Source organism: Campylobacter porcelli (genome assembly GCF_002139855.1).
In the GTDB taxonomy this organism is placed as follows: domain Bacteria; phylum Campylobacterota; class Campylobacteria; order Campylobacterales; family Campylobacteraceae; genus Campylobacter; species Campylobacter porcelli.
In genome coordinates this window covers 1419215-1440023 of record NZ_CP018789.1, presented here as the reverse complement: position 1 = coordinate 1440023, position 20809 = coordinate 1419215, and the positions used below count along the sequence as shown (strand labels likewise).

Here is a 20809-nt window from a genome sequence, read left to right as displayed (position 1 = left end):
CCTTACTCCATATCGTAGCTATCCTCTTCGTCCTCATCATCGTATGAGTAGTCGTTTTCATCATAGTTGTAGCTACGAGATCTATCCTTGTAGCTATCTTCGTAATCATCGTAATTGAGATTTTCATCTAGTTCATCATCATATATATCAGACACTTTTTTCTCCTTTGTGAATTTGAATTTCTGGTATGGATTCTATATATAAACTTCTGCTTGGGAAGGCAAAGCTCGCATCATCATATCGCTCTATTATCTCTATTATTTTAAGCATTACATCCTCTTTGGTGGCTAAGTATTCGCCCCAAATCACGCTTTTGCTAAAGCAGTATATCAAGATATTTATGGAGTTATCGCCAAATTCATCAAGCACGACAAAAAGATTACTTTTATACCCATCTAAGTCATCTACAGAGACCATATTTTGGCGATATTTTATCCGTGCGTCATTGCTATTTAAGGCACTATCTATACCGCTTTTAGCGATTCCTTCGTGGTTTAAAAGCATATTTCTTATATCATTTATGCAGTTTTGAATGCTTTGTTTGGAAGTTGTGTAGCTTAGACCTACTTGCATTTTGATCTGGCGGCCTATCTTTCTGCGATTCCAGTTTTTGATACTTTCGCTCATAATTTTGGAATTTGGCACAAATACTAAAGCATTGTCAAATGTCCTAATAGTTGTCTTTCTAAGCCCTATCTCAACCACCGTTCCTTCAATCCCACCACAAACAATCCAATCTCCTTGACTAAATGAGCTATCAAAAAGAAGCAAAATAGAGGCAAAAAAGTTGGCTATTATATCTTTTGTTGCTAATGCTACAGCTAGTCCGCCAATACCAAGAGAGGCGATAATCGTGCTAATATCAAAGCCAATTTTGCTTAAAATTACCAAAATTGTAATGATAATTACGATGAAATATAAGACTTTAATTATGAGATTTACCACCTCTTTGCGACCTGATTTTTGGGCGATTTTTGATAAGATGATAATCCCATACCCATCAAGTACTCCTATCACAAACCACGCTATAACCATGCTATAAGCAATATCAAAGTAGTTTTTCATCTCTATGCTTATGGTGGAAGGATAGTAGGCGATGATGAGAGATAAATTTAGTGCATATATGATAAAAAATATCACAACAGGTAGCTTGATGGCTGCTACGAATTGCTCTTTGAGCTCATTATTTGCATTTCTTGATCGAGATAAGATAGCGATAAGTATCCTATAAAGCAAAAGCGAAGCCACCCTTGGTAAGAGTATAAAAAATATACAAACTAAGGATATAATAGTGATTTTGCCTATATTTATGGATTTGGATTGTAAATTTACAGCCATATTTATCTTGTTGATTATATTTTGTAAATTTAGGCTAGTTAGCACAAAATTGCTATCAAAAAGCTCAGAATTATCTTTTAAATAATTTAGTATTTCGCTATATGTTTGACGCTTTATCTCAAGCGTGGTTAGCTCATTGGCGATATTTTGGCTATTTGGATCTTGGCTTATTGATTTTAACTCTTGATAGTTGGAGATTTGAATTTGAGTTATGGCATCGATTATGGCCTCATCTGGGGTTTTGCTATAATCTTTAAAAGCTTGAGATATTTGCGATAGCGACCAGTAGTAAATTTTATCTAAATTAGCAGAGGCTAGTGATATTTGCGTTTGAATGAAGTGAGTAGAGTTAGCTTGGTATCTTTTTAACTCCTCATTTAGTGCTCTTATGTATGAATTTATGTGGGTTTGATTAAAATCATTGCTACTAGTGATGAGTGCTGGCAAGCTTTTGATTAGGCTATTTTTCTCATTTTCTAGGATTGAAATCTCATCATTTGTGCTAGCATTTTGCTCTTTTATTATGGTTAATTGCGAATTTAGCGATATAATCTTATTGTTTACATCACTTAGCTGATTTGCAAGTAAAAGATTGCAAAATAAATTAAAAATCAGTAAAAATTTGAGAGTAAATTTCTTCATAGTTTATGCTCTTTTCTAATAGTTTAAAGCTTTTTGTAGCGTCATCGTAGTTGTATAATTCCCCAGTTTCTATGATATAGTGCCAGCCATATAGCTTTAACTCTTTAGCTTTTAGCTTATCTATCACGCCTGGGAAGGTCATAATATTTTGGAGTGAGTTTATGATATTTAGCCTTTCAGTTACCCAAGCTCTTTTGGCTGGAGTTATATCTTTATCTTTTAAAACCTCTTTTTTAATATCCTCAATTATCAAAAGCCACTTTTTAACAACTGGCGTACTCTTTAATTTATCATCGCTTTGATATAGTGCTTCGCAGCCACCGCAGTTGCTATGACCGCATACTATTATATTTTTAATCCCTAAAGTATTTATAGCATACTCAATGGCCGCTGTAGTGGCTAAAAACTCATCTACTAGCCTATATTGTGGGACGATATTTGCGATATTTCGCACGACAAATAGCTCACCTGGCAAGGTGTTGGTGATTAAATTTGGTACCACTCTAGAGTCAGAACATCCGATAAATAGCGTATGTGGCGTCTGCTTATTACCTAGATGTTCAAATAGCTCTTTATGCTCTATGAAGTTTTCTTCCATAAATTTAACTGCGCCATTTATTATATTATTATGCAAATTTACTCCTATTATTCTATATTATTTGGCAATACTGGTCTAGCTAGTAAGTAGCCTTGTGCGTAGTCTATACCAACTTCTTTGATAATGTCTAAGATTTGTGGAGTAGAGACAAACTCAGCCACGGTCTCATAGCCTTGCCTTTTGGCAAATTCGACAATGGTTGTTACGATACTTTTGGCATTTTTATCAAATGGCAATTTAGAGATGATAGAGCCATCAATTTTGATATAATCTATATTTAATTCAAGCATTCTATAGTAGTTTGAGTATCCACTACCAAAGTCATCAAGGCTAAGTTTGCAACCATAATTTTTAATCTCTTGGATAAATGGATTTATAGCATTATAGTCATCTATGCCTTCGCTTTCTAAGATTTCTATAGTGAGATTTTGCGGGTTTTGGCATAGGCTAAGCTTTTGTAAAAATAGATTTTTAATCGGCTCATTTAGTATATCTACACTTGAGAGATTTATAGAAAATCTCTTTTTATCGCCAAATCTCTCTAATAGCTCAAAAGCTCTATTAATAACTTGCTTTGTAAGTGCTAGATATAGCGAAGTTAGCTTGGCTACGCTTAAAAATTCATTTGGGTAGTGGATTTGATTTTGCTGGTCTAAAATACGGATTAAAATCTCATATGAGCTAATTGTAGGCTTGGAATTTCTAATATCAAAAATCCCTTGACACTCGACAATTACTCTATTTTCATTTAATGCATATTGGATTAATCTTGTTATTGTGGCGTTTTTTTGATAGCTTTTTTCTATTATATTATCATGGTTGTAAAAGCTAAAGCTTAGCTCTTTTTCTTTTGCTTCTTGTGCGGCTAGAATGCCTTGGGTTAGTCTGGTTAAATTTGGTTTATCGCTGTTAGAGCTTATACCCATTGTGATTGAGATATTTGGTAAGATTTCAAATCCACCATCTGTTTGGATTGTAATGTTTTTGGATTTAAAATACTCTAAAATATATTTTATATCTTTTTTGATATTATCGCCCTTATACCATATGCAAAACTCATCAAGTTGCATTCTATAGGCTATAGCGTCAATTTTATATGTGCTAATGGCAAGTTTTATAGAGTTTGCAATGGCTATAAATATCATATCGATAAAGTCTGAACGATAAAAAAATCTTAAATTTGCAAAGTCTGTAATCATCATATAAATCAATACACCATCTTGATTATTTTTGATAGCGTCATTTAGTGCAGAGAGGTTTTTTAATCCAGTTAGATTATCTATAATTGAGCTTTCTTGAAGCTGTGAATTTCTAAAATTTAGCTCTTTTTTTATCAGTCTTTCTTTGGTTATATCTTGTTTTAAAATTATAGCGCCATTTATATCATTAAATTCATCTAGCATTGGGATTGCGACTATATTTTCATAGATTAGTATCCCATCATTTGATTTGCTGACAAACTCATCATAGCATTTGATCTCTTTACTTTGGCTAACTTCATCAAATATATCAATCCCTTGCATATTCATATTTAGTGAGCTTAGCTCCTTGCCAATTATGCTTTGAGCACTAAAGCTAGAGGCATTTACAAATGCATTATTAACGCTAGAGATTTTGCCGAATTTATCTAGGATTATTACTTGATTTGGATTGCTATCAATTAGATGTCTTAGCTGTTTTAATTTGAGTTTATTCTCTTTATTTTGTAGGTTTAAAACCCCATTTTTAGCCACTGCGAGTATAACTATGATAAGTAAAAATACCGAGCTACCAATGAGAGCATATAAAGCAGAATTGAAATACTCAATTGAGATTTTTATAAGCTCTTGAATTTGTCTTTGAATATGCATATTATAATTTTGAATTTGTAAATTTGGAATGGTGATTAGATTATCATTGACATGTTGGATCATGCTTAAAAATTGATAATCAAATGGCGATTGCTCTTGAGCGATTAGTTTAGTTAGATATATATCAAACGAATCTCTATCAAATTCATCTATAAATCTTGAGTTCATCAGCAACGCGTAGGCATTACTCATCTCTTTGATATTTGTAGTTTTTGATAAATTTTGATTTAGCTCTATTAAGCATTTAGATATATCTTGACGGATTACATAGTAGTTTCTGATTATATCGGTTTGCTTTTTGATTTTGGCGTTTAAATTCTCTAAAAACAATATATGATCTAGCTTATAAAATAGTTTTGTGGTGATAAAATTTGAGCTGATTTTATCTAATATTGCATTGATTTTGGTAATGCTATCTTCGCTTTCTTCTATGGTTGTGTGAATGCTTTGTAGGTCAATTTGTAAAAATAGCTCTTGATTTAGCCTTTTAAGCTCGGCAAAATCATATAATCTCTCCTCTGTTTTGAGTAAAACTCTACCAGTTTCTATAATAAAATATAGACACGCAAGTGCGAAAAATAGCATTATAAATTTTAAAATATTTACCTTCAAAATACCATAACTTTCACGCAAGTAGTGATATTTTCAGTGATTTCATCACCATTTGCTAGGTTTTTTATCTTATTTTTTATCTCATCTTTTGTGTAATTTTGTCTGCTTATTTCTAAATGCCAAGCTAGATTTTCTACCATATCGTCTATGCTTCTTGTTACACTTCTATTTTCATTTATGATTTTGGATTTAAATTTAATATTTTTAGAGATTAAAAACTGCTCTAATATAGCCATAGGCGTTGCCATATCAGCTTTACAATCCATAAAAAGCTCTAATAAATTTGATCTTCTAGGCTTTAGCCAATTCATATATATATGCTTATTAGCAAGGTTATAAAATATCTCAAAATCCTCATAGCTTTTAAGTGCTGGGGACATAGTCAAAAATCCTATATCAAATTTACTATTTTTAATATCATTTATCGTGCCATTAAGGGTTTGAATATTGGATATATTATGCTCTTTAGCACTTAATATTAAAATCTCTAGCATCGCATCACTAATATCTAATGCCAAAACGCTTTTACACATTTTAGCTAAATGCAAGCTATACACTCCAGTTCCAGCACCTATATCTATAACGCTCTTGCTGCTAAAATCCACGCCACACTCATTTAAAAAGGCGAAAAATTCAGCCTCAAATGGACGCATAATAGGGCTAAACCTAGGATATGTTTTGGACTTTTTATTCCAAATATCTTGCATATATACTACCTTGGGATTATTTTACTAAATTCTATCAAGTTTTTCTTTAAATAAATTTAAGTCAAATCAGATATAATTTTAAACTCAAATTTCTAGGAGAAATGTAAAATTGCTTATCTTAAAAGTGCATTTATGAAAATCAAAATTGAAAACTTAAGCTTTGGCTATGATGATGGCTATATATTTGAGAATTTAAATTTTAGCTACGATAGTAAAGATTTTTTAGCTATTATTGGCCCTAATGGCGGTGGAAAAAGCACCCTTTTGCGTCTAATGCTTGGCATTTTAGAGCCTAAATCTGGCAAGATTAGCATAGATTCAAAGCCACCAAAATTAGCAAAAGAGCTAATAGGCTATGTCCCGCAATACATACCGGTAAATAAGAGCTTTCCGATGAGCGTTTTGGAGGTGGTATTAATGGGAAGGCTAAGTGGTGGATTGTTTAAATTTTACTCAAAAGCTGATAAAAATATGGCTATACAGGCTTTGGATATGGTCGGTATGAGGGAGTTTAGCTCTAGGGGCATTGGTGCATTAAGTGGGGGGCAAAGACAAAGAGTATATATAGCAAGAGCTTTGGTAAGTGGGGCTAGAATTTTAATGCTAGATGAGCCAACAGCTAGTATAGATACGCAAGGTCAGGCTCAAATTTACACCGCATTAAAAGAGATAAATCAAGCAAATGTCGGCGTTATCGCCATCAGCCACGATATTAATATGGCTATTAATTTTGCTTCTAAGGTCGCTTATATAAATAGCGGTAGCGTCGTGCTTCATGATATTTCAAATTTAGATAATAGAGATTTTATAAGCCATCTTAGCAAGGATCATACGCATTTTTGTGATGTTGAGCTAGCGCTTAATAGCTGTGGTTGTGCTTCGCATAAGGATTGATGGTGGAAATTTTAAGCTTTAGTTTTATGCAAAATGCCTTATGGGCTGGAGTTTTAGTTAGTGTAGCTTGTGGGGTGATTGGCTCATTAATTGTGATAAATAAGATGACATTTATCGCTGGAGGTGTGGCTCATGGGGCTTATGGCGGGATAGGTATCGCATTTTTCTTAGGTGCTTCTCCGCTTTTTGGTGCGGCTGGATTTGCTGTGGCTATAGGGCTTTTAATAGCCTTTATCAGCGGACAAAATCGTGATAGGATAGATAGCGTAATTGGTGCTATTTGGGCGTTTGGTATGGCTGTGGGGATTATTTTTGTAGATCTTAGCCCTGGGTATAATGCTGATTTGATGAGCTATTTGTTTGGTTCTATTTTGGCTGTAAGCACAGAAGATCTTATATTTATGAGTGTTTTGGATACTGTTTTTGTATTATTTGCACTGCTTTTTTATACTCAAATTTGTGCTTTTTGTTTTGATAGTGAATTTGCTAAGCTTCGTGGGGTAAATGTCAGCTTCTTATACTATTTGATGAGTGCTCTTATCGCACTTTGCGTGGTTAGTACTATTAGGGTTGTGGGGCTGATTTTGGTGATTGCTTTGCTTAGCATTCCGCCATATATAGCTGAGAAATTTAGCCCAAATTTGGCTATAATGATGATTTTATCAGCTATTTTATCAGCTATTTTTATATTTTGCGGATTGATACTTAGCTACTATTTTAACCTAACAAGTGGAGCTAGTATAATCGCAGTTGCTACCATAATATTTTTTATTGTGGAGCTTTGTAAAAGAAGATAGATTATATCTTCTCTATCATCTCTTTTAGTGATTTATCATCTAGCCACTGGGCGTTATTATCAGAGCGATACTCAAATTCGCTACTAACTCTATAGCCTTTTTCTCCAAGTTTATTAATAGCAAAATTAGCCTGTTTATCATAGAATTTAATAGAAGGCGTGATAACATAGTGATCGCTAAATTCCAAGCTATGCAAGGCATCATCAGCGCTTATCATCATCTCATGGAGCTTCTCTCCTGGTCTAATGCCAATTATATTAATTGGCAAATTTGGCGCTAAAGTGGCAGCTAAATCTGTGATTTTCATAGATGGAATTTTAGGGATAAATAGCTCCCCACCTTGCATTCTAGCAAAGTTTTTAAGGACAAATTTAACCCCATCTTCAAGCGTAATCCAAAATCTAGTCATTCTCTCATCAGTAATTGGCAGCTCTTTTGCCCCATTTGCTATTAATTTTTTAAATAGCGGCACCACCGAGCCTCTAGAGCCAACGACATTACCATATCTAACGACGCTAAATCTAGTTGGCCCTGGACCTACTATATTATTTGCCGCTATAAATAGCTTATCGCTAGCTAGTTTGGTAGCACCATATAAATTTACAGGATTACACGCTTTATCGGTGCTTAGTGCAATTACCTTTTCTACTCCATTTTTAAGGGCGGCATTTATGACATTTTGTGCGCCGTGGATATTGGTTTTTATACACTCCATTGGGTTATACTCAGCTATTGGCACATGCTTCATAGCAGCGGCATGGATTACAAAATCAACCCCATTCATAGCAGTGTTTAATCTACTCTCATCTCTTACATCGCCGATGAAATAACGCATGGATGGGCTATTAAATTCCTGAGCCATCTCATATTGTTTTAACTCATCTCGTGAGTAGATTATTATCTTATTTGGCTTGTAATTTTCTAATAAAATTTTAGTATATTTTTTGCCAAAACTGCCCGTTCCACCGGTTATTAGAATGTTTTTATTATTAAACACAGCTTAGCTCCAAATTAATGCATTTTAATAGGTATAACTTTTTTAACTGGGATATTTTTTAATTCATATGTTTTGCCATCGCTAAAAGTTAAATTTAAATCGACATTTCCATCATTTATATCTCTTTTTAAGCCCAAAAACATAACATGCAAACCACCTGGTTTTAGCTCAACTTTAGAGTTAGCTGGTATCTTAATGCTTGGGATTTGAATCATCTTTTTCATGCCATCTTCTGTGATATGAGTGTGAAGCTCGGTAGCTTTGCTTATATTGCTACTAGCTGAAATTAGCTCAATATCTTTTGAATCTTGATTTTCTATGCTCATAAAAGCGGCACTATTTTTCGCATTCGGCGGGGTATCTTTGATATATGAATTGGTAATTAAAATTTGAGCATTTACGCTAAGTGCAACTAGAGTTGAGGTAAATAAATATTTAAACATATTTTATCCTTTTTTGATTGAAGTGAGCTAAATTATACAAGAATTTAAATTAATTTTCAACCGATTTTGATATAATTTCAAGCTTAAAGATTTAATTAATTAAGGTTAAAATAGTGAAAAAATTACTCTTTTTATTGGTAGTATCAACATCTTTATTTAGCGGGGAGCTAGAGGAGTTATATCTTAAAGGTGGTATATCAGCAGTCCAAGATAAGATAGAGAAGAACTTACAAAGTGTGGAGTATTGGAGCGATAGCTTAAAAAATAAAGAGCTAAAATATGGCTATCACGATGATAAAAGCAGATTAATCATAGTAGCTGATAAAACTGCTAAGAATATATCTGTAAATCAATATGAAGATGGTAAATTAAAAGAGGTTAAAAATAGCGAGATAATCACTGGTTTAATGGGCGAAAAGCTATTAGAAGGGGATCTGAAAACCCCAGTTGGTGTATATGATATAACACGCAGATTTACTCCGCCTACTACATATTATGGGCCGGTTGCTTTTAGCTTATCTTACCCAAATTTATATGATAAACTTCGCAAAAGAACAGGCTATGGCATATGGATTCATGGCTATCCTATGGAGAGCGATGTAAGGGAAAATGAGCTAGAGACCAAAGGCTGTATCGCTATGAAAAATGATATTTTAGAATCTTTTGAAGATATAGTGCAAAATAATTCAGCTATCGTGATAATAAGCGAAGATGGCAAACCAAAATCTAGCAGTCTTGATATAGCTGTGATATTTGCCCAGCTTTTTGCGTGGAAAGATGCTTGGACTAAGAGCGATTTGGATAGATATATGAGCTTTTATCATAATGATTTTCGACGCTTTGATGGTATGAAAATTGCAGAATTTACGCAGATGAAAAAGAGAGTATTTAGCAAAAATGAGAGCAAAATAATTGAATTTAAAAATTTCAATATAACACCATATCCAAACATAGATGGCAAGAATATATATCGCGTAAATTTTGATGAGAAATATAGAGCAGCCTCATATAATTTTGATGGGGATAAAACCTTATATGTAGAAGTGGCTGATAATAAGATGAAAATTTTAGTAGAGGAGTAGCTATGAGTGATGAAAAAGAGCTTGTAAAAAAGCAAATTGAGGAGTTTTTGGCCGCTAGGGGGAGATTTTTTGATGTTTTAGATGCAAGTGTGCCAAAGCAAGGCAATAGCACAGCCTTTGACTTTGATGCTTGTAAAGAGCCAAGCTTAAAAGCCTTATATAAAGAGTTTTACGCATATGATTATGCAGTAAGAAAGATGCTACCACATATATATAAAAAATTTGATTTGAGCTTTAATGTCTGAGATTTTACTCTCAAAAAGTGCTTATGAGCATAATTTAACTCAAATAGCCAAAAAAGTAGGCTCTAAAAAGCGAATTATCGCCGTTTTAAAAGATAACGCATATGGTCATGGGGCGCTCCTAATGGGCAAGATCGCTAGTGAATTTGGCATTGAAATAGCGTGTGTTAAAAGTGAGCTTGAAGCAAGGGAACTATCTAGATTATTTAAGAGCATTATAGTGCTTTCGCATTTACCAACTGGTGCTGAGAATGGCGAGTTTATCTATGCTATTAATGAGCTTAGGGCTTTAGAAAAGATAAGACCAAATAGCCAAATTCATCTTGCCATCGATACTTTAATGCATAGAAATGGTATAGACATTACTGAGATTGAAACTGCTATTAATATTATTAAAAAACGAAATTTGATATTAAAGGGTGCTTTTACTCATTTTAGAGCTAGCGATGAGCATAGTGGGGATTACTTTGTTCAAAAAGAGAATTTCAAACAAGCTAAAGATAAGATTAAAGAATTTTTTGATGGCGAGCTTATATTTCACTCTCACAACTCAGCTGCGATTGAGAGAAGCTCAGATATAGGTGATGAGTATGTGCGTGCTGGTATGGCTCAATTTGGATATTTTGGGTTTAATGAGAGCCTAGAGCTTAAAAAAGTCTTAAAGCTTTATGCCGATCGTGTAAGCTCAAGAGTCTTATATGCTGGTCAAAGTGTAGGTTATGGTGGCGCATTTACTGCTAAATATGATATGAATATCGCTACATATGATCTTGGCTATGGCGATGGGTTATTGCGATATAATGGCAATGGAGAGCTAAAATTAGCCAATGGAAATCCAATTTTAGGCAAAATGTCTATGGATAGCTTTAGCTCAATTGATGGTGGAGAGCGGATATGTGTATTAGATAATGCTGATATTTGGGCTGAGTTTTTTGGGACTATTAATTATGATATTTTAGTTAAGCTTAGTCCTATAATTAGTAGAAGGGTAGTGGAGTAAAATTAAAAATAATTAAATTGATTAAATTCTAGCCGACATTAAGTCGGCTAAATTCTATTATACATATCCTTGATCTATCATTGCATCAGCAACTTTTCTAAATCCAGCGATATTTGCTCCTAGAACAAGATTGCCTGGCACTCCAAATTCAACAGAAGTCTCATAACTAGCTTCAAAGATATTTGTCATAATGCGGTGAAGTTTGCTATCTACTTCATCAAAAGTCCATTTTTGCATACTTGCGTTTTGTGCCATCTCTAGCCCACTAGTAGCCACGCCACCAGCGTTTGCAGCCTTAGCTGGACCAAATAAGAAGTCTTTTTTGCTTAGCATAAAATCAATAGCTTCAAGTGTGCTAGGCATATTAGCACCTTCGCAAACCAAGCGACAACCATTATTATAAAGCGTTTTAATATCTTCTAAATTTAGCTCATTTTGAGTAGCACTTGGGAAGGCAGCATCACATGGAACGCTCCAAATACCATTTGTTCCAGCTTTATACTCGCTAACTGGAGTAAATTTCGCACTTGGTTTAGCAGCCGCATACTCGATAAGACCTTTTCTCTCTACCTCTTTAATGCGTTTTAATAGCTCGACATCTATACCTTCGCTATCATATATAAAGCCAGTTGAATCGCTTACTGTTATAGGAAGTGCGCCAAGTTGATATAGCTTTTGAGCTGTGTATATAGCCACATTTCCAGCACCACTTATTGAGCATTTTTTGCCCTCTAGGCTGCTATTTTGTTTTTTAAGCATCTCTTGAGCAAAATATACTGAGCCATATCCAGTAGCCTCTACCCTTACTAAGCTACCGCCCCAGTCTAGACCTTTACCAGTCAAAGCACCATCAAAGCGATTTGTTAATTTTTTATATTGACCAAACATATAGCCGATCTCACGACCACCAACGCCAATATCGCCAGCTGGGACATCTTTTACATCGCCGATTAATTTATATAATTCATTCATAAAAGCTTGACAAAATCTCATAATCTCGCCATCGCTTTTGCCTTTAGGGTCGAAATTAGCACCACCTTTGCCGCCACCCATATTAAGTCCAGTAAGCGAATTTTTAAAAATTTGCTCAAAACCAAGAAATTTGATTATATCTAAGCATACTGAAGGATGAAATCTCAAACCACCTTTATACGGGCCAAGAGCAGAGTTAAACTCTACACGATACCCAAAGTGTGAGCAAGGTTCATTTTTGTCATTCATGTATGTTACACGAAACATCGTAGTTCTCTCAGGCATTACAATGCGATCTATAATTTTGTGATCAAGATACTTTTTTTCTTTTTCTAAAAGTGGCTCTAAAGTATGTAAAACCTCTGTTGCTGCTTGTAAAAATGTTGTTTGACCAGGACTTGACTTTTTGATATTTTCAAGTGTTTGGTTGATATACTCATGTACTGACATCGTAACTCCTATTGTGAAAATGTTTGTAGTTGGATTATATTTAATTTATCTTAAATTTAATCTTAATATAGAAAAAGTTAGGATATTTTTTGTCTGTATTGTTACAAATTTACTCACTTTATGGCTGAAAATTATACTTTTTTGCTAGTGAAATAAACTTTTTTAGTGCTCGTTTTTCCTTAAATTTTATATTATAGCTAATATGCTCTAAATACCATAAAATCATATTTGGAGCGATATTTCTACTTTTTGAATATTCGTTGAGTATGTATTTTGGTATCTTTATTTTTTGCTTTAAGAATTGATTAATAATTTTTTTATACAAATTTTGATTTTTATTACAACAAAATAGCCCAAAAACAAAAGGCAATCCAGTTTTTTGCTGCCAAATCTCACCCATATCATAAAATTTATCCCTACCATCTTTTATATATTGCCTTAATGCTTCATCGCCTATTATCACCTCTCCATCTAGCTCTAAAATTTTGCTTAGCATATTTGAGCTTTTTGAAGCTGGATCTAGCATTTTAGCGCTATTTTTACGCACCAAAACGGATTTTACCGCACCATTAGAGCATATACCTAAATTTAGCTTTTTATATTTTGGATTTCTGCTTTCTATACTTGAGATGATGGCTGCGTCAATCTGCCTTTTATTTAAGGCTTGAGAGAGTTTAGCGGGGGTTCCTTTTTTAAATTCAATTGATTTTTTTACTTGATTGCTTAATGGATAGCGTTTTAAAAATACATGAAATGGGAGTAAATTTAGATAATCAATCTTGCCAAATAGCATATTTATACCTTTTATAATTTCTTGTATCTCCAGTGTTTTAAGCTCTGGATATAGCCTTTATGGCTTAAATTTTTATTAAATATATTGATTATACTCTAAATTCGCTTAATTTTAGAGTTTTAATCAAATAACTTCATTATAAAATATACTAAAAATATATTAAAATAATTTAATAGTTGCCGATTTACAAACAATATCTAAAATTCAAAAATAGTAGATAATCTAATTACTAAAGTAAATGCTATGTAGGATTTTTGGGATTCTAAGATATATATTATCAATAGAGCTATGTATCAAAGTGATATGTCGCTTGTTATAGATGGAAATTTGATAAATAAAATACTTTCAGATCTGTCTGGTGCTACAAATTATTTTGATAATGGTGAACTTAGAGTTTATGTAGATGGCAATAATAATGTTATAGTTGCCGATATTAGGGCATATTAATTAACTTTGGGCGATTAATTCGCCTAAAGCTTAACGCAAGAAAGGTTATAAAATGAATATTAGCTCACTATCATCAAATACATTTCAAATTCAAATTAATCAAAAATTGCCAAAAATAGAGCTAAATTTCGCTCAAACAGAGCAAATAAAACAAGATGAAAACACTGATAGATTTGGTAGAAAAATAGAGTATTATGATTATCATGCAGGATCTTACGGAGACATAAATATAGTCCAAAAATATCACACAAAAACACATACCAAAGAAGCAGCATTAGATGAATTTATCGCTAGACAAACAAAGAGTATTTTAGATGGTGCTTTGTATAATTCAACATTTGGTGTGTCAGATATAAAAGGTATATCAGAAGCAAAAGAACACACTGCGACCATAGAGAATGTTGAGTATCCAACATTTGATAGTGGATATTTTTTTAATGATAATTATTATAGATATGGTAAAATCCCACAAGAGTACTACCTAAACTCCTACGCAAACTCAAATTTAATTGATACTAAATTTGGTAAAGCAGAGCTATTTTTAGATTTAGCTGGAGATAATGATAGATTAGGGGTTGGAAGCTTTAGCTCAAATTCACAACTTTTTAGATTTGATAGTGATGGAAATGGATTTGTAGATAAAAATGATGACTACTTCGATAAATTAAAAATAAGAGCTTATGATAAAGATGGAAATGAGATTATCAAAAAACTCAGCGAAGTAGTTGATAGTATAAATTTAAAAGATTTTATAGATAGCAAGAGCAATGCCTTAAAAAAACTTGAAGCTCAAAAAGATAATTATGGAACGATAGAAGGTTATGAACGCTCTTTAGAATTGCTAAAAGATTATAATCCATACTCTATTTTTAAAGCTGAAGTAAGATATGAGAGCCTTACTCAAAATGACTTAAACGAGCTTTCAAAACTAGCTGATGAAGATGGCTGGATAGATATAAATTCAAATTCAGGAGCTTTTAATGGATTACTTGGGATTGCTTATGCTAAGCAAGGGGTTGATGGGAATTATAGACTAGAAGAGTTATCTAGCTATCCACACACTACAAATTTTGGTTTTAATAATGTATTTGATAAAACAACCAAAGAGTACTATTGGCGAGATAGCGATAAAAACTCTTATCAAAATCAACAATACACTAGATTTATACAAAATAAGGATAATTTAATAGATGATAAAGATAAATTTTACCCAAAACCGCTTAGAATTTGGGCGTAAAATGGCTTTAGTATCTATTTACTATAAAAAAGTATTATTATAAAGATAAAAAATCCAAAAGGAAAAAAGATGAAAAAATATATATTTGCTCTTGCTTTGGCTCTACCTATGTTGGCACAAGATAAGGTAATTGATGTTTATAAGTCTCCAGTTTGTGGTTGTTGTGAGCTTTGGGAGAGCTATATGGAGAAAAATGGCTATAAAATCAACTCTTATGCTAAAGAGGATTTTATGAAAATCAAAGAGAGTCTAGATATCAAATCTCAGTATCAAAGTTGTCATACCGGCGTTATCGATGGCTATGCTATTGAGGGTCATGTGCCTAGTAGTGCTGTGGCTTGGCTACTAGAAAATAAACCTGATGGCGTGATAGGAATTTCAGCCCCTGGTATGCCTATGGGAAGTCCTGGAATGGAGCAAGGAGCACCAGAGAAATATCCAGTAATTTTAATGAAAAAAGATGGCTCAAGTGAGCTTTTTGGTTATTATATAGGCGATAAAAAGATTTAAATTTTTAGCAAATTTAAAGGCTTAAATATCAGTTATTTAAATGCTATTGATTTACTAAAAAGCCGATAAAAGCTATAAATTAGTAATTTAAATTGTATAAATTTGATTTTATTTTGAGTATAGCCATCAAATTTAGATGGCTATTATTAATTTTTTAATTAAAATAATTTTTTAAGCTTTTGTATGTAAGAGGCCTCATCAAACTCTTTTACCAATGCCACCCCATCTTCTACGGCAGCTTTTGCTACAGCTGGAGCAACTGTGAATAAAACTCTAGGATCAAATGGTTTTGGGATTATATAATCTTTGCCAAATTTAATTTCGCTTACATTATAGGCTTTACAAACTTCGCTAGAAACGCTCTCTTTAGCTAGTTTAGCTAGGGCTTGTGCGGCGGCAATTTTCATATTTTCAGTAATTTTTGTCGCTCTTACATCAAGTGCGCCACGAAAGATAAATGGAAAGCCTAAGACATTATTTACCTGATTTGGGTAGTCGCTTCTTCCTGTGCCTATTATAATATCATCTCTTATCGCATAGGCTACTTCTGGTCTAATTTCAGGTTCTGGATTAGCTAGAGCAAATATGATTGGGTTACTAGCCATGCTTTTTACCATATCGTGGCTTAGAAGTTTGGCTTTTGAAAGACCTAAAAACATATCAGCACCCCTTAATGCGTCGCTTAAAGTTCTATCATCTGTATCTATGGCAAATTCTCTTTTTTGCTCGGTTAAATCATCTCTTTTTGAGTGTATAACCCCCTTGCTATCGCACATAATTATATTTTTAACCCCTACGCTTTGATACATTTTCGCACACGCTATTCCGGCTGCTCCGCTACCGCTTACTACAACTTTAATCTTAGATATATCTTTTCCATTTATCTCTAAAGCATTAAGCAAGCCAGCAGTAGTGATGATGGCAGTGCCGTGCTGATCATCGTGCATAACTGGGATATTTACGCTCTCTTGGAGCTTTTTTTCTATATAAAAGCACTTTGGCGCAGCTATATCTTCTAAATTTATACCGCCAAAAGTTGGGGCTAGGGCTTTGCAGATTTCAACTATTTTATCTGGGTCTTTCTCACCAAGTTCAATATCAAAAGCATCTACATTGGCAAATTTTTTAAACAAAACAGATTTGCCCTCCATTACAGGCTTTCCAGCTACTGCACCGATATCGCCAAGGCCTAAAACCGCCGTGCTATCGGTGATTACTGCTACTAGGTTGCCTTTGTTTGTGTATTTATAGGATAGTTCGTTATCGTTATTTATCTCCATGCAAGGCTCAGCCACCCCTGGAGAGTATGCAAGGCTTAAATCTTCAGCGCTAACGCAAGGTTTTTTGACATTGATTTCTATCTTGCCACCTATATGATAGTCAAGAGCTTTTTGCTTTAAACTCATGGTATTTCCTTAAATTTAACTTTAAATTTTTAAATAATATTTAATTATAACCTAAATTTATTTGATAGGAGGTAAATACTTTAATAATAGATAAAATTTATTATTTAGGTGTTACTTTTTGTAAATTAAGCGGTAAATTTGGCTATTTTTAAAAAGCTAGAGCTTTTAACTCTAGCTTTGTCTATAGTGATTTTAGGAAGTTTTGTATTCTTAATTTTAACTCATCGAGTCCGATAAATTCAATAACTTCAAATATACTAGGGCTTACTGCACCGCCTGTTATTGCGATTCTGATTGGCTGGGCTAGATCTTTTAATTTTCTCTCTTTTTTGGCTAAAAATTCATTTACCATCTCTTCTATAGCCTTAGCGTCCATCTCTTGGCTTTTAATAAAATCAGCAAATTGGCTTAAAAGTAATTTATTATCATCATTTATAAATTTTTTCACAGCATTTTGGTCATAATCTGTTGGTTGATTGATGATAGCAAGAGCCGAAGCTTTTAGTTCTAAGAGAGTTTTTGAACGCTCCCTTAGCAAATCTAGGAGCATTTGACCTTTATCAATAGCTCTAAAATCTATCCCAAAATATAGCATATCATCTGCAAGTCTCTCAAATGGCAATGATTTTATATAGTGCGCATTTAGCCACTCTAATTTTGATTGATTGTATGTAGAGGCTGATTTGCTAAGATTATATGGGTCAAATAGCTCTATCATTTGGTGTAAGCTAAATATCTCATCATCGCCGTGGCTCCAGCCTAAACGCACAAGGAAATTTAAAAGTGCTTCAGGCAAATAACCCATATTTTTATACTCCATAACATCAGTAGCCCCGTGCCTTTTGCTTAGTTTAGCCCCATCACTTCCATTTATCATAGCCACATGGAAAAACTGCGGAATTTCAAACCCAAGAGCCTCATATAAGATAATTTGCTTTGGAGTGTTGCTTAGATGATCGTCCCCCCTAATGATATGCGAAACCCCCATAAGTGCATCATCTATAACTACACAAAAATTATATGTAGGCGACCCATCACTTCTAGCGATGATAAAATCATCTAGTATATCGCTACAATTAAATTTAATATCCCCTTTAACTCCATCTTTAAACTCAATCACTCCATCAAGCGGAGCCTTTATGCGAATTACAGGCTCAATTCCTTGTGGTGGAGTGCCAGTAAAATCTCTATATCTTCCATCATATTTTGGTCTTAATTTCTTAGCTTCAGCATCAGCTCTCATCTTTGCTAACTCATCTTGAGTTGTGTAGCATTTATAGGCTTTGCCACTTTCTAATAGTTGATTAATATATTTTTTATAAATATCAAATCTTTTTGATTGATACTCTACGCTTCCATCATAATCTAGCCCACACCAATTAAACGCCTCTCTAATAGCGATTGTAGCCTCTTGCGAGTTTCGCTTAAGATCGGTATCTTCAATGCGAAGAAGAAATTTGCCACCATTTTTACGAGCGTAAAGATAGTTATATAGTGCCGTTCTAAGTCCGCCAATGTGTAAAAATCCAGTTGGAGATGGAGCAAATCTTGTAGTTATCATTATGATTATCCTATTATTTATTGAAATTTGGATATAATTTTAGCTCAAATTTGCTTTAATAAAGGTTTGATTATGATAAAAAATTTAATTTTTGCTTTGCTATTTTTAGCCCTTAATGCTAGTGCTAGATATGTAGGTGGGCTAGTTGCGACTGTGGATAATGAGCCAATTACTACCTATGAGCTAAATAGCGTGATGAATAAAACAAAATTAAATAAAGATGAGGCGTTAAATTTATTAATAAGAGATAAGTTAGAGATAGCTCAAGTAAAAAAATTAAATATCACTGTGAGCGAATTTGAAATAGATCAAAAAATTGCTCAATTAGCCGCAGCTAATAATATGAGTGTTAATAGCTTTAAATCTGTGGTAAAATCAAGAGGCACGAGCGATGAGCAGCTTAGAGAGGATATGCAAATTTCGATAAAAAAAGAGAAGCTTTATGCGAGTATTTTAAATGCTCCAAACCAAAATATCACCCCACAAAACGCTAGGAGATTTTATGAGAATAATGCGGGGATGTTTTTGCGTTTTGATAGTATTAGCTTGATTCGCTATATCTCTAATGATAATGAAGCGTTAAATTTACAAGCTAAGGATTATAAAGCAGATATTAAAGGGGTGAAAAAGGAGCATTTAAATTTAAGCTCATCTAAGATCGCTCCAAATCTTATATATATCTTTAATAACACTCAAAATGGCGAATTTACCCCTATTTTAGAAAGCCCTGTTGGGTTAGAGAGATTTTATATCATATCTAAAAACGGATCAGTTTTACCGCCATTTGAAGCTGTGGAACAAGCCGTGGTAAATGCGATGATAGAGCAAGAAAGAGAGGCTGCTATGATGGATTATTTTAACAAGTTAAAGGCAAAAGCAAATATAAAATATATCCAAAAATAGTCTTAAATTTGTGTTTTCATTATATTTATTTTAGAGCTATTTTTGATCTTGCTATCATCTTTGAAAATAGCTCTTACTCTATCCATTCCAGTGTAAAACTCCTTCATCAAGCTAAGCCACAAATATCTGCCAAATTGGGTTGATTGGATTATATTATTTTGAATTTTAATAGCTTTAATTAGTTTTAATAATTTTAATTCTATATTTAGCATTTTTAAAAGATCTGTATTGTTTGTTTGATTAAATTTTGAAATATCGATAAAACCGCTAAAAATTTCAGTTAAAAATAGATATTTTATCCGCTCTTTTTTATTAAATTTACAATTTGCGATTATGGAGCTTTGGTGGTTTTGAATTTTGCTATTATACTCATTTAGGTTAAAAGCATTTATAAAAAGCTCCCCATTAAGAAAGCTAAATCCACCACTTCCTATCCCTAGATACTCGTGCTTTGAGCTGACATACTCATCATTTAAGGCTAATTTCTTTTTAGCATATGACCACGCATTACTCTTATAATAATCTTTAAAACTCTCTTCTATAATGGTGTAAAACTCATACTCATTGTCATTTTTACTTAGGCCAAGAGCAGAGGCGATTTTGTCTTTTGTAAGACTAGATTTCATCAGTGGGTAGAATGTGATTTGGTCTGCGTCAATGCTTTTGGCTAAATTTATATCATTAATTAACATATCTTTTGTTTGATTTGGGAAGTTAAATATCAGATCAATGCTAGTAATTGGCAATACATTAATAGCGTTTTTTAGCTTTGTGATTAGAGTTTGGCTTGAGCCAAATTTATCATACCTTCCAACTTTTTTTAAAATCTCATCATTAAAGCTTTGCACCCCAATACTTAGACGCTTAATTAACCCTTTAAAACGATTGAGATTTTGAATTTCAATGTGATTTGGGTCGCTTTCGCATGAAATTTCATCTATATTAAATAGCTTTTTGGCTAGCTCAAGTGTTTTTATAAGCTCACTTTCGTTTATTAAAGTTGTCCCGCCACCTACATACATAGAGTTGAATTTGTATCCTAATTTATAAATTTGCTCCATCTCTAAACGCAAATTTTTAAAATACTCCTTAGCCAAGCTCTCATCATAAGCGTATTTGTGAAATGAGCAATATGGACAAAAAGTATGGCAAAATGGCACATGAGCATATAGCATATAGTTTATATTTGGGTCTGGGGTTTTGGTCTGGTAATTTGGTAAAAGATCTAAATTTAGTTGAGATTTTAAGGATTTATTTAGAGAAAATTTAGCATATTTGATAGCTAAATTTTGGATTAAAAATAGAGATTTCATCTGCTATAACTCTTT

Annotated in this window: 21 protein-coding genes; 9 read left to right on the top strand and 12 right to left on the bottom strand. The window is 33.2% G+C overall.

What is annotated here, in order from left to right; translation table 11 throughout:
* Window positions 1–2 precede the first annotated feature (2 nt).
* Genes CSUIS_RS08515 through CSUIS_RS07280 form a run of 5 tightly spaced genes read right to left on the bottom strand, consistent with a single transcriptional unit; the run spans window position 3 to window position 5747 of the window.
* Complete coding sequence (locus CSUIS_RS08515; protein WP_180379389.1) at window positions 3–155, bottom strand: hypothetical protein; 153 nt, start codon at window positions 153–155, stop codon at window positions 3–5.
* A complete protein-coding gene (locus CSUIS_RS07295) occupies window positions 148–1980 on the bottom strand; it encodes a mechanosensitive ion channel family protein (protein WP_086298282.1) in 1833 nt (610 codons plus the stop codon). The genes CSUIS_RS08515 and CSUIS_RS07295 overlap by 8 nt, the downstream gene beginning before the upstream one ends.
* Complete coding sequence (locus CSUIS_RS07290) at window positions 1943–2578, bottom strand: carbonic anhydrase (RefSeq protein WP_086298618.1); 636 nt, start codon at window positions 2576–2578, stop codon at window positions 1943–1945. The genes CSUIS_RS07295 and CSUIS_RS07290 overlap by 38 nt, the downstream gene beginning before the upstream one ends.
* A gap of 47 nt (window positions 2579–2625) precedes the next feature.
* Window positions 2626–5040: a sensor domain-containing phosphodiesterase gene (locus tag CSUIS_RS07285; RefSeq protein ID WP_086298279.1), complete on the bottom strand. Its 2415-nt coding sequence runs from the start codon at window positions 5038–5040 to the stop codon at window positions 2626–2628.
* Complete coding sequence (locus CSUIS_RS07280; protein WP_086298276.1) at window positions 5037–5747, bottom strand: class I SAM-dependent methyltransferase; 711 nt, start codon at window positions 5745–5747, stop codon at window positions 5037–5039. Before CSUIS_RS07280 ends, CSUIS_RS07285 begins: the two co-directional genes overlap by 4 nt.
* Before the next feature lie 132 nt (window positions 5748–5879).
* Here CSUIS_RS07280 and CSUIS_RS07275 point away from each other — a divergent pair, with 132 nt between their 5' ends.
* Window positions 5880–6641, top strand: coding sequence for a metal ABC transporter ATP-binding protein (locus CSUIS_RS07275; protein WP_086298273.1), 762 nt, complete (start codon window positions 5880–5882; stop codon window positions 6639–6641).
* Window positions 6641–7438, top strand: coding sequence for a metal ABC transporter permease (locus CSUIS_RS07270; RefSeq protein WP_086237446.1), 798 nt, complete (start codon window positions 6641–6643; stop codon window positions 7436–7438). Before CSUIS_RS07275 ends, CSUIS_RS07270 begins: the two co-directional genes overlap by 1 nt.
* A gap of 1 nt (window position 7439) precedes the next feature.
* On the opposite strand, the gene pseB is transcribed toward CSUIS_RS07270, so the two are convergent.
* Together pseB and CSUIS_RS07260 are read right to left on the bottom strand one after the other, a co-directional pair.
* On the bottom strand, window positions 7440–8435 hold the full coding sequence (gene pseB, locus CSUIS_RS07265; protein WP_086298270.1) for a UDP-N-acetylglucosamine 4,6-dehydratase (inverting): 996 nt from the start codon (window positions 8433–8435) through the stop codon (window positions 7440–7442).
* A gap of 14 nt (window positions 8436–8449) precedes the next feature.
* Window positions 8450–8878 carry a copper chaperone PCu(A)C gene (locus CSUIS_RS07260; protein ID WP_086237358.1) on the bottom strand — a complete coding sequence of 143 codons (429 nt, stop codon included), beginning with the start codon at window positions 8876–8878 and terminating at the stop codon, window positions 8450–8452.
* 113 nt (window positions 8879–8991) lie between these two features.
* On the opposite strand from CSUIS_RS07260, the gene CSUIS_RS07255 reads away from it, so the two are divergent.
* From CSUIS_RS07255 to CSUIS_RS07245, 3 genes are read left to right on the top strand one after another with little or no spacing between them, the layout of a single operon-like run.
* The gene (locus CSUIS_RS07255) at window positions 8992–9960 is read left to right on the top strand and encodes a L,D-transpeptidase family protein (protein ID WP_086298267.1); all 969 of its coding nucleotides are present in this window, start codon (window positions 8992–8994) and stop codon (window positions 9958–9960) included.
* 2 nt (window positions 9961–9962) lie between these two features.
* Complete coding sequence (gene cmeU / locus CSUIS_RS07250) at window positions 9963–10205, top strand: CmeU family protein (RefSeq protein ID WP_086237360.1); 243 nt, start codon at window positions 9963–9965, stop codon at window positions 10203–10205.
* Window positions 10198–11202, top strand: a complete 1005-nt coding sequence (locus CSUIS_RS07245; RefSeq protein ID WP_086237361.1) for an alanine racemase — start codon at window positions 10198–10200, stop codon at window positions 11200–11202. The genes cmeU and CSUIS_RS07245 overlap by 8 nt, the downstream gene beginning before the upstream one ends.
* A 57-nt stretch (window positions 11203–11259) precedes the next feature.
* Here the strand turns inward: CSUIS_RS07245 and gdhA are convergent, their stop codons facing one another.
* Window positions 11260–12624 carry an NADP-specific glutamate dehydrogenase gene (gdhA, locus tag CSUIS_RS07240; RefSeq protein WP_086298264.1) on the bottom strand — a complete coding sequence of 455 codons (1365 nt, stop codon included), beginning with the start codon at window positions 12622–12624 and terminating at the stop codon, window positions 11260–11262.
* A gap of 118 nt (window positions 12625–12742) precedes the next feature.
* Complete coding sequence (locus CSUIS_RS07235; RefSeq protein WP_086298261.1) at window positions 12743–13417, bottom strand: MqnA/MqnD/SBP family protein; 675 nt, start codon at window positions 13415–13417, stop codon at window positions 12743–12745.
* A gap of 288 nt (window positions 13418–13705) precedes the next feature.
* Here CSUIS_RS07235 and CSUIS_RS08510 point away from each other — a divergent pair, with 288 nt between their 5' ends.
* From CSUIS_RS08510 to CSUIS_RS07225, 3 genes are all read left to right on the top strand, one after another.
* Window positions 13706–13864 (top strand): hypothetical protein, encoded by a 159-nt coding sequence (locus tag CSUIS_RS08510; RefSeq protein WP_192940178.1) that lies wholly within the window; start codon window positions 13706–13708, stop codon window positions 13862–13864.
* Window positions 13865–13916: 52 nt separating this feature from the next.
* Window positions 13917–15101, top strand: coding sequence for a hypothetical protein (locus CSUIS_RS07230; RefSeq protein ID WP_086298258.1), 1185 nt, complete (start codon window positions 13917–13919; stop codon window positions 15099–15101).
* Between the two features lie 69 nt (window positions 15102–15170).
* Window positions 15171–15611, top strand: coding sequence for a DUF411 domain-containing protein (locus CSUIS_RS07225; RefSeq protein WP_086298256.1), 441 nt, complete (start codon window positions 15171–15173; stop codon window positions 15609–15611).
* 158 nt (window positions 15612–15769) lie between these two features.
* Here the strand turns inward: CSUIS_RS07225 and CSUIS_RS07220 are convergent, their stop codons facing one another.
* Both CSUIS_RS07220 and gltX read right to left on the bottom strand, forming a co-directional pair.
* On the bottom strand, window positions 15770–17017 hold the full coding sequence (locus tag CSUIS_RS07220; RefSeq protein WP_086298254.1) for a malic enzyme-like NAD(P)-binding protein: 1248 nt from the start codon (window positions 17015–17017) through the stop codon (window positions 15770–15772).
* A 181-nt stretch (window positions 17018–17198) separates the two neighbouring features.
* On the bottom strand, window positions 17199–18578 hold the full coding sequence (gene gltX / locus CSUIS_RS07215) for a glutamate--tRNA ligase (RefSeq protein ID WP_086298252.1): 1380 nt from the start codon (window positions 18576–18578) through the stop codon (window positions 17199–17201).
* Between the two features lie 72 nt (window positions 18579–18650).
* Between gltX and CSUIS_RS07210 the strand changes: the two genes are divergently transcribed.
* Window positions 18651–19481, top strand: coding sequence for a SurA N-terminal domain-containing protein (locus CSUIS_RS07210; protein WP_086298250.1), 831 nt, complete (start codon window positions 18651–18653; stop codon window positions 19479–19481).
* A 2-nt stretch (window positions 19482–19483) separates the two neighbouring features.
* On the opposite strand, the gene CSUIS_RS07205 is transcribed toward CSUIS_RS07210, so the two are convergent.
* Window positions 19484–20794, bottom strand: a complete 1311-nt coding sequence (locus tag CSUIS_RS07205; protein WP_086298248.1) for a coproporphyrinogen III oxidase family protein — start codon at window positions 20792–20794, stop codon at window positions 19484–19486.
* Window positions 20795–20809 lie beyond the last annotated feature (15 nt).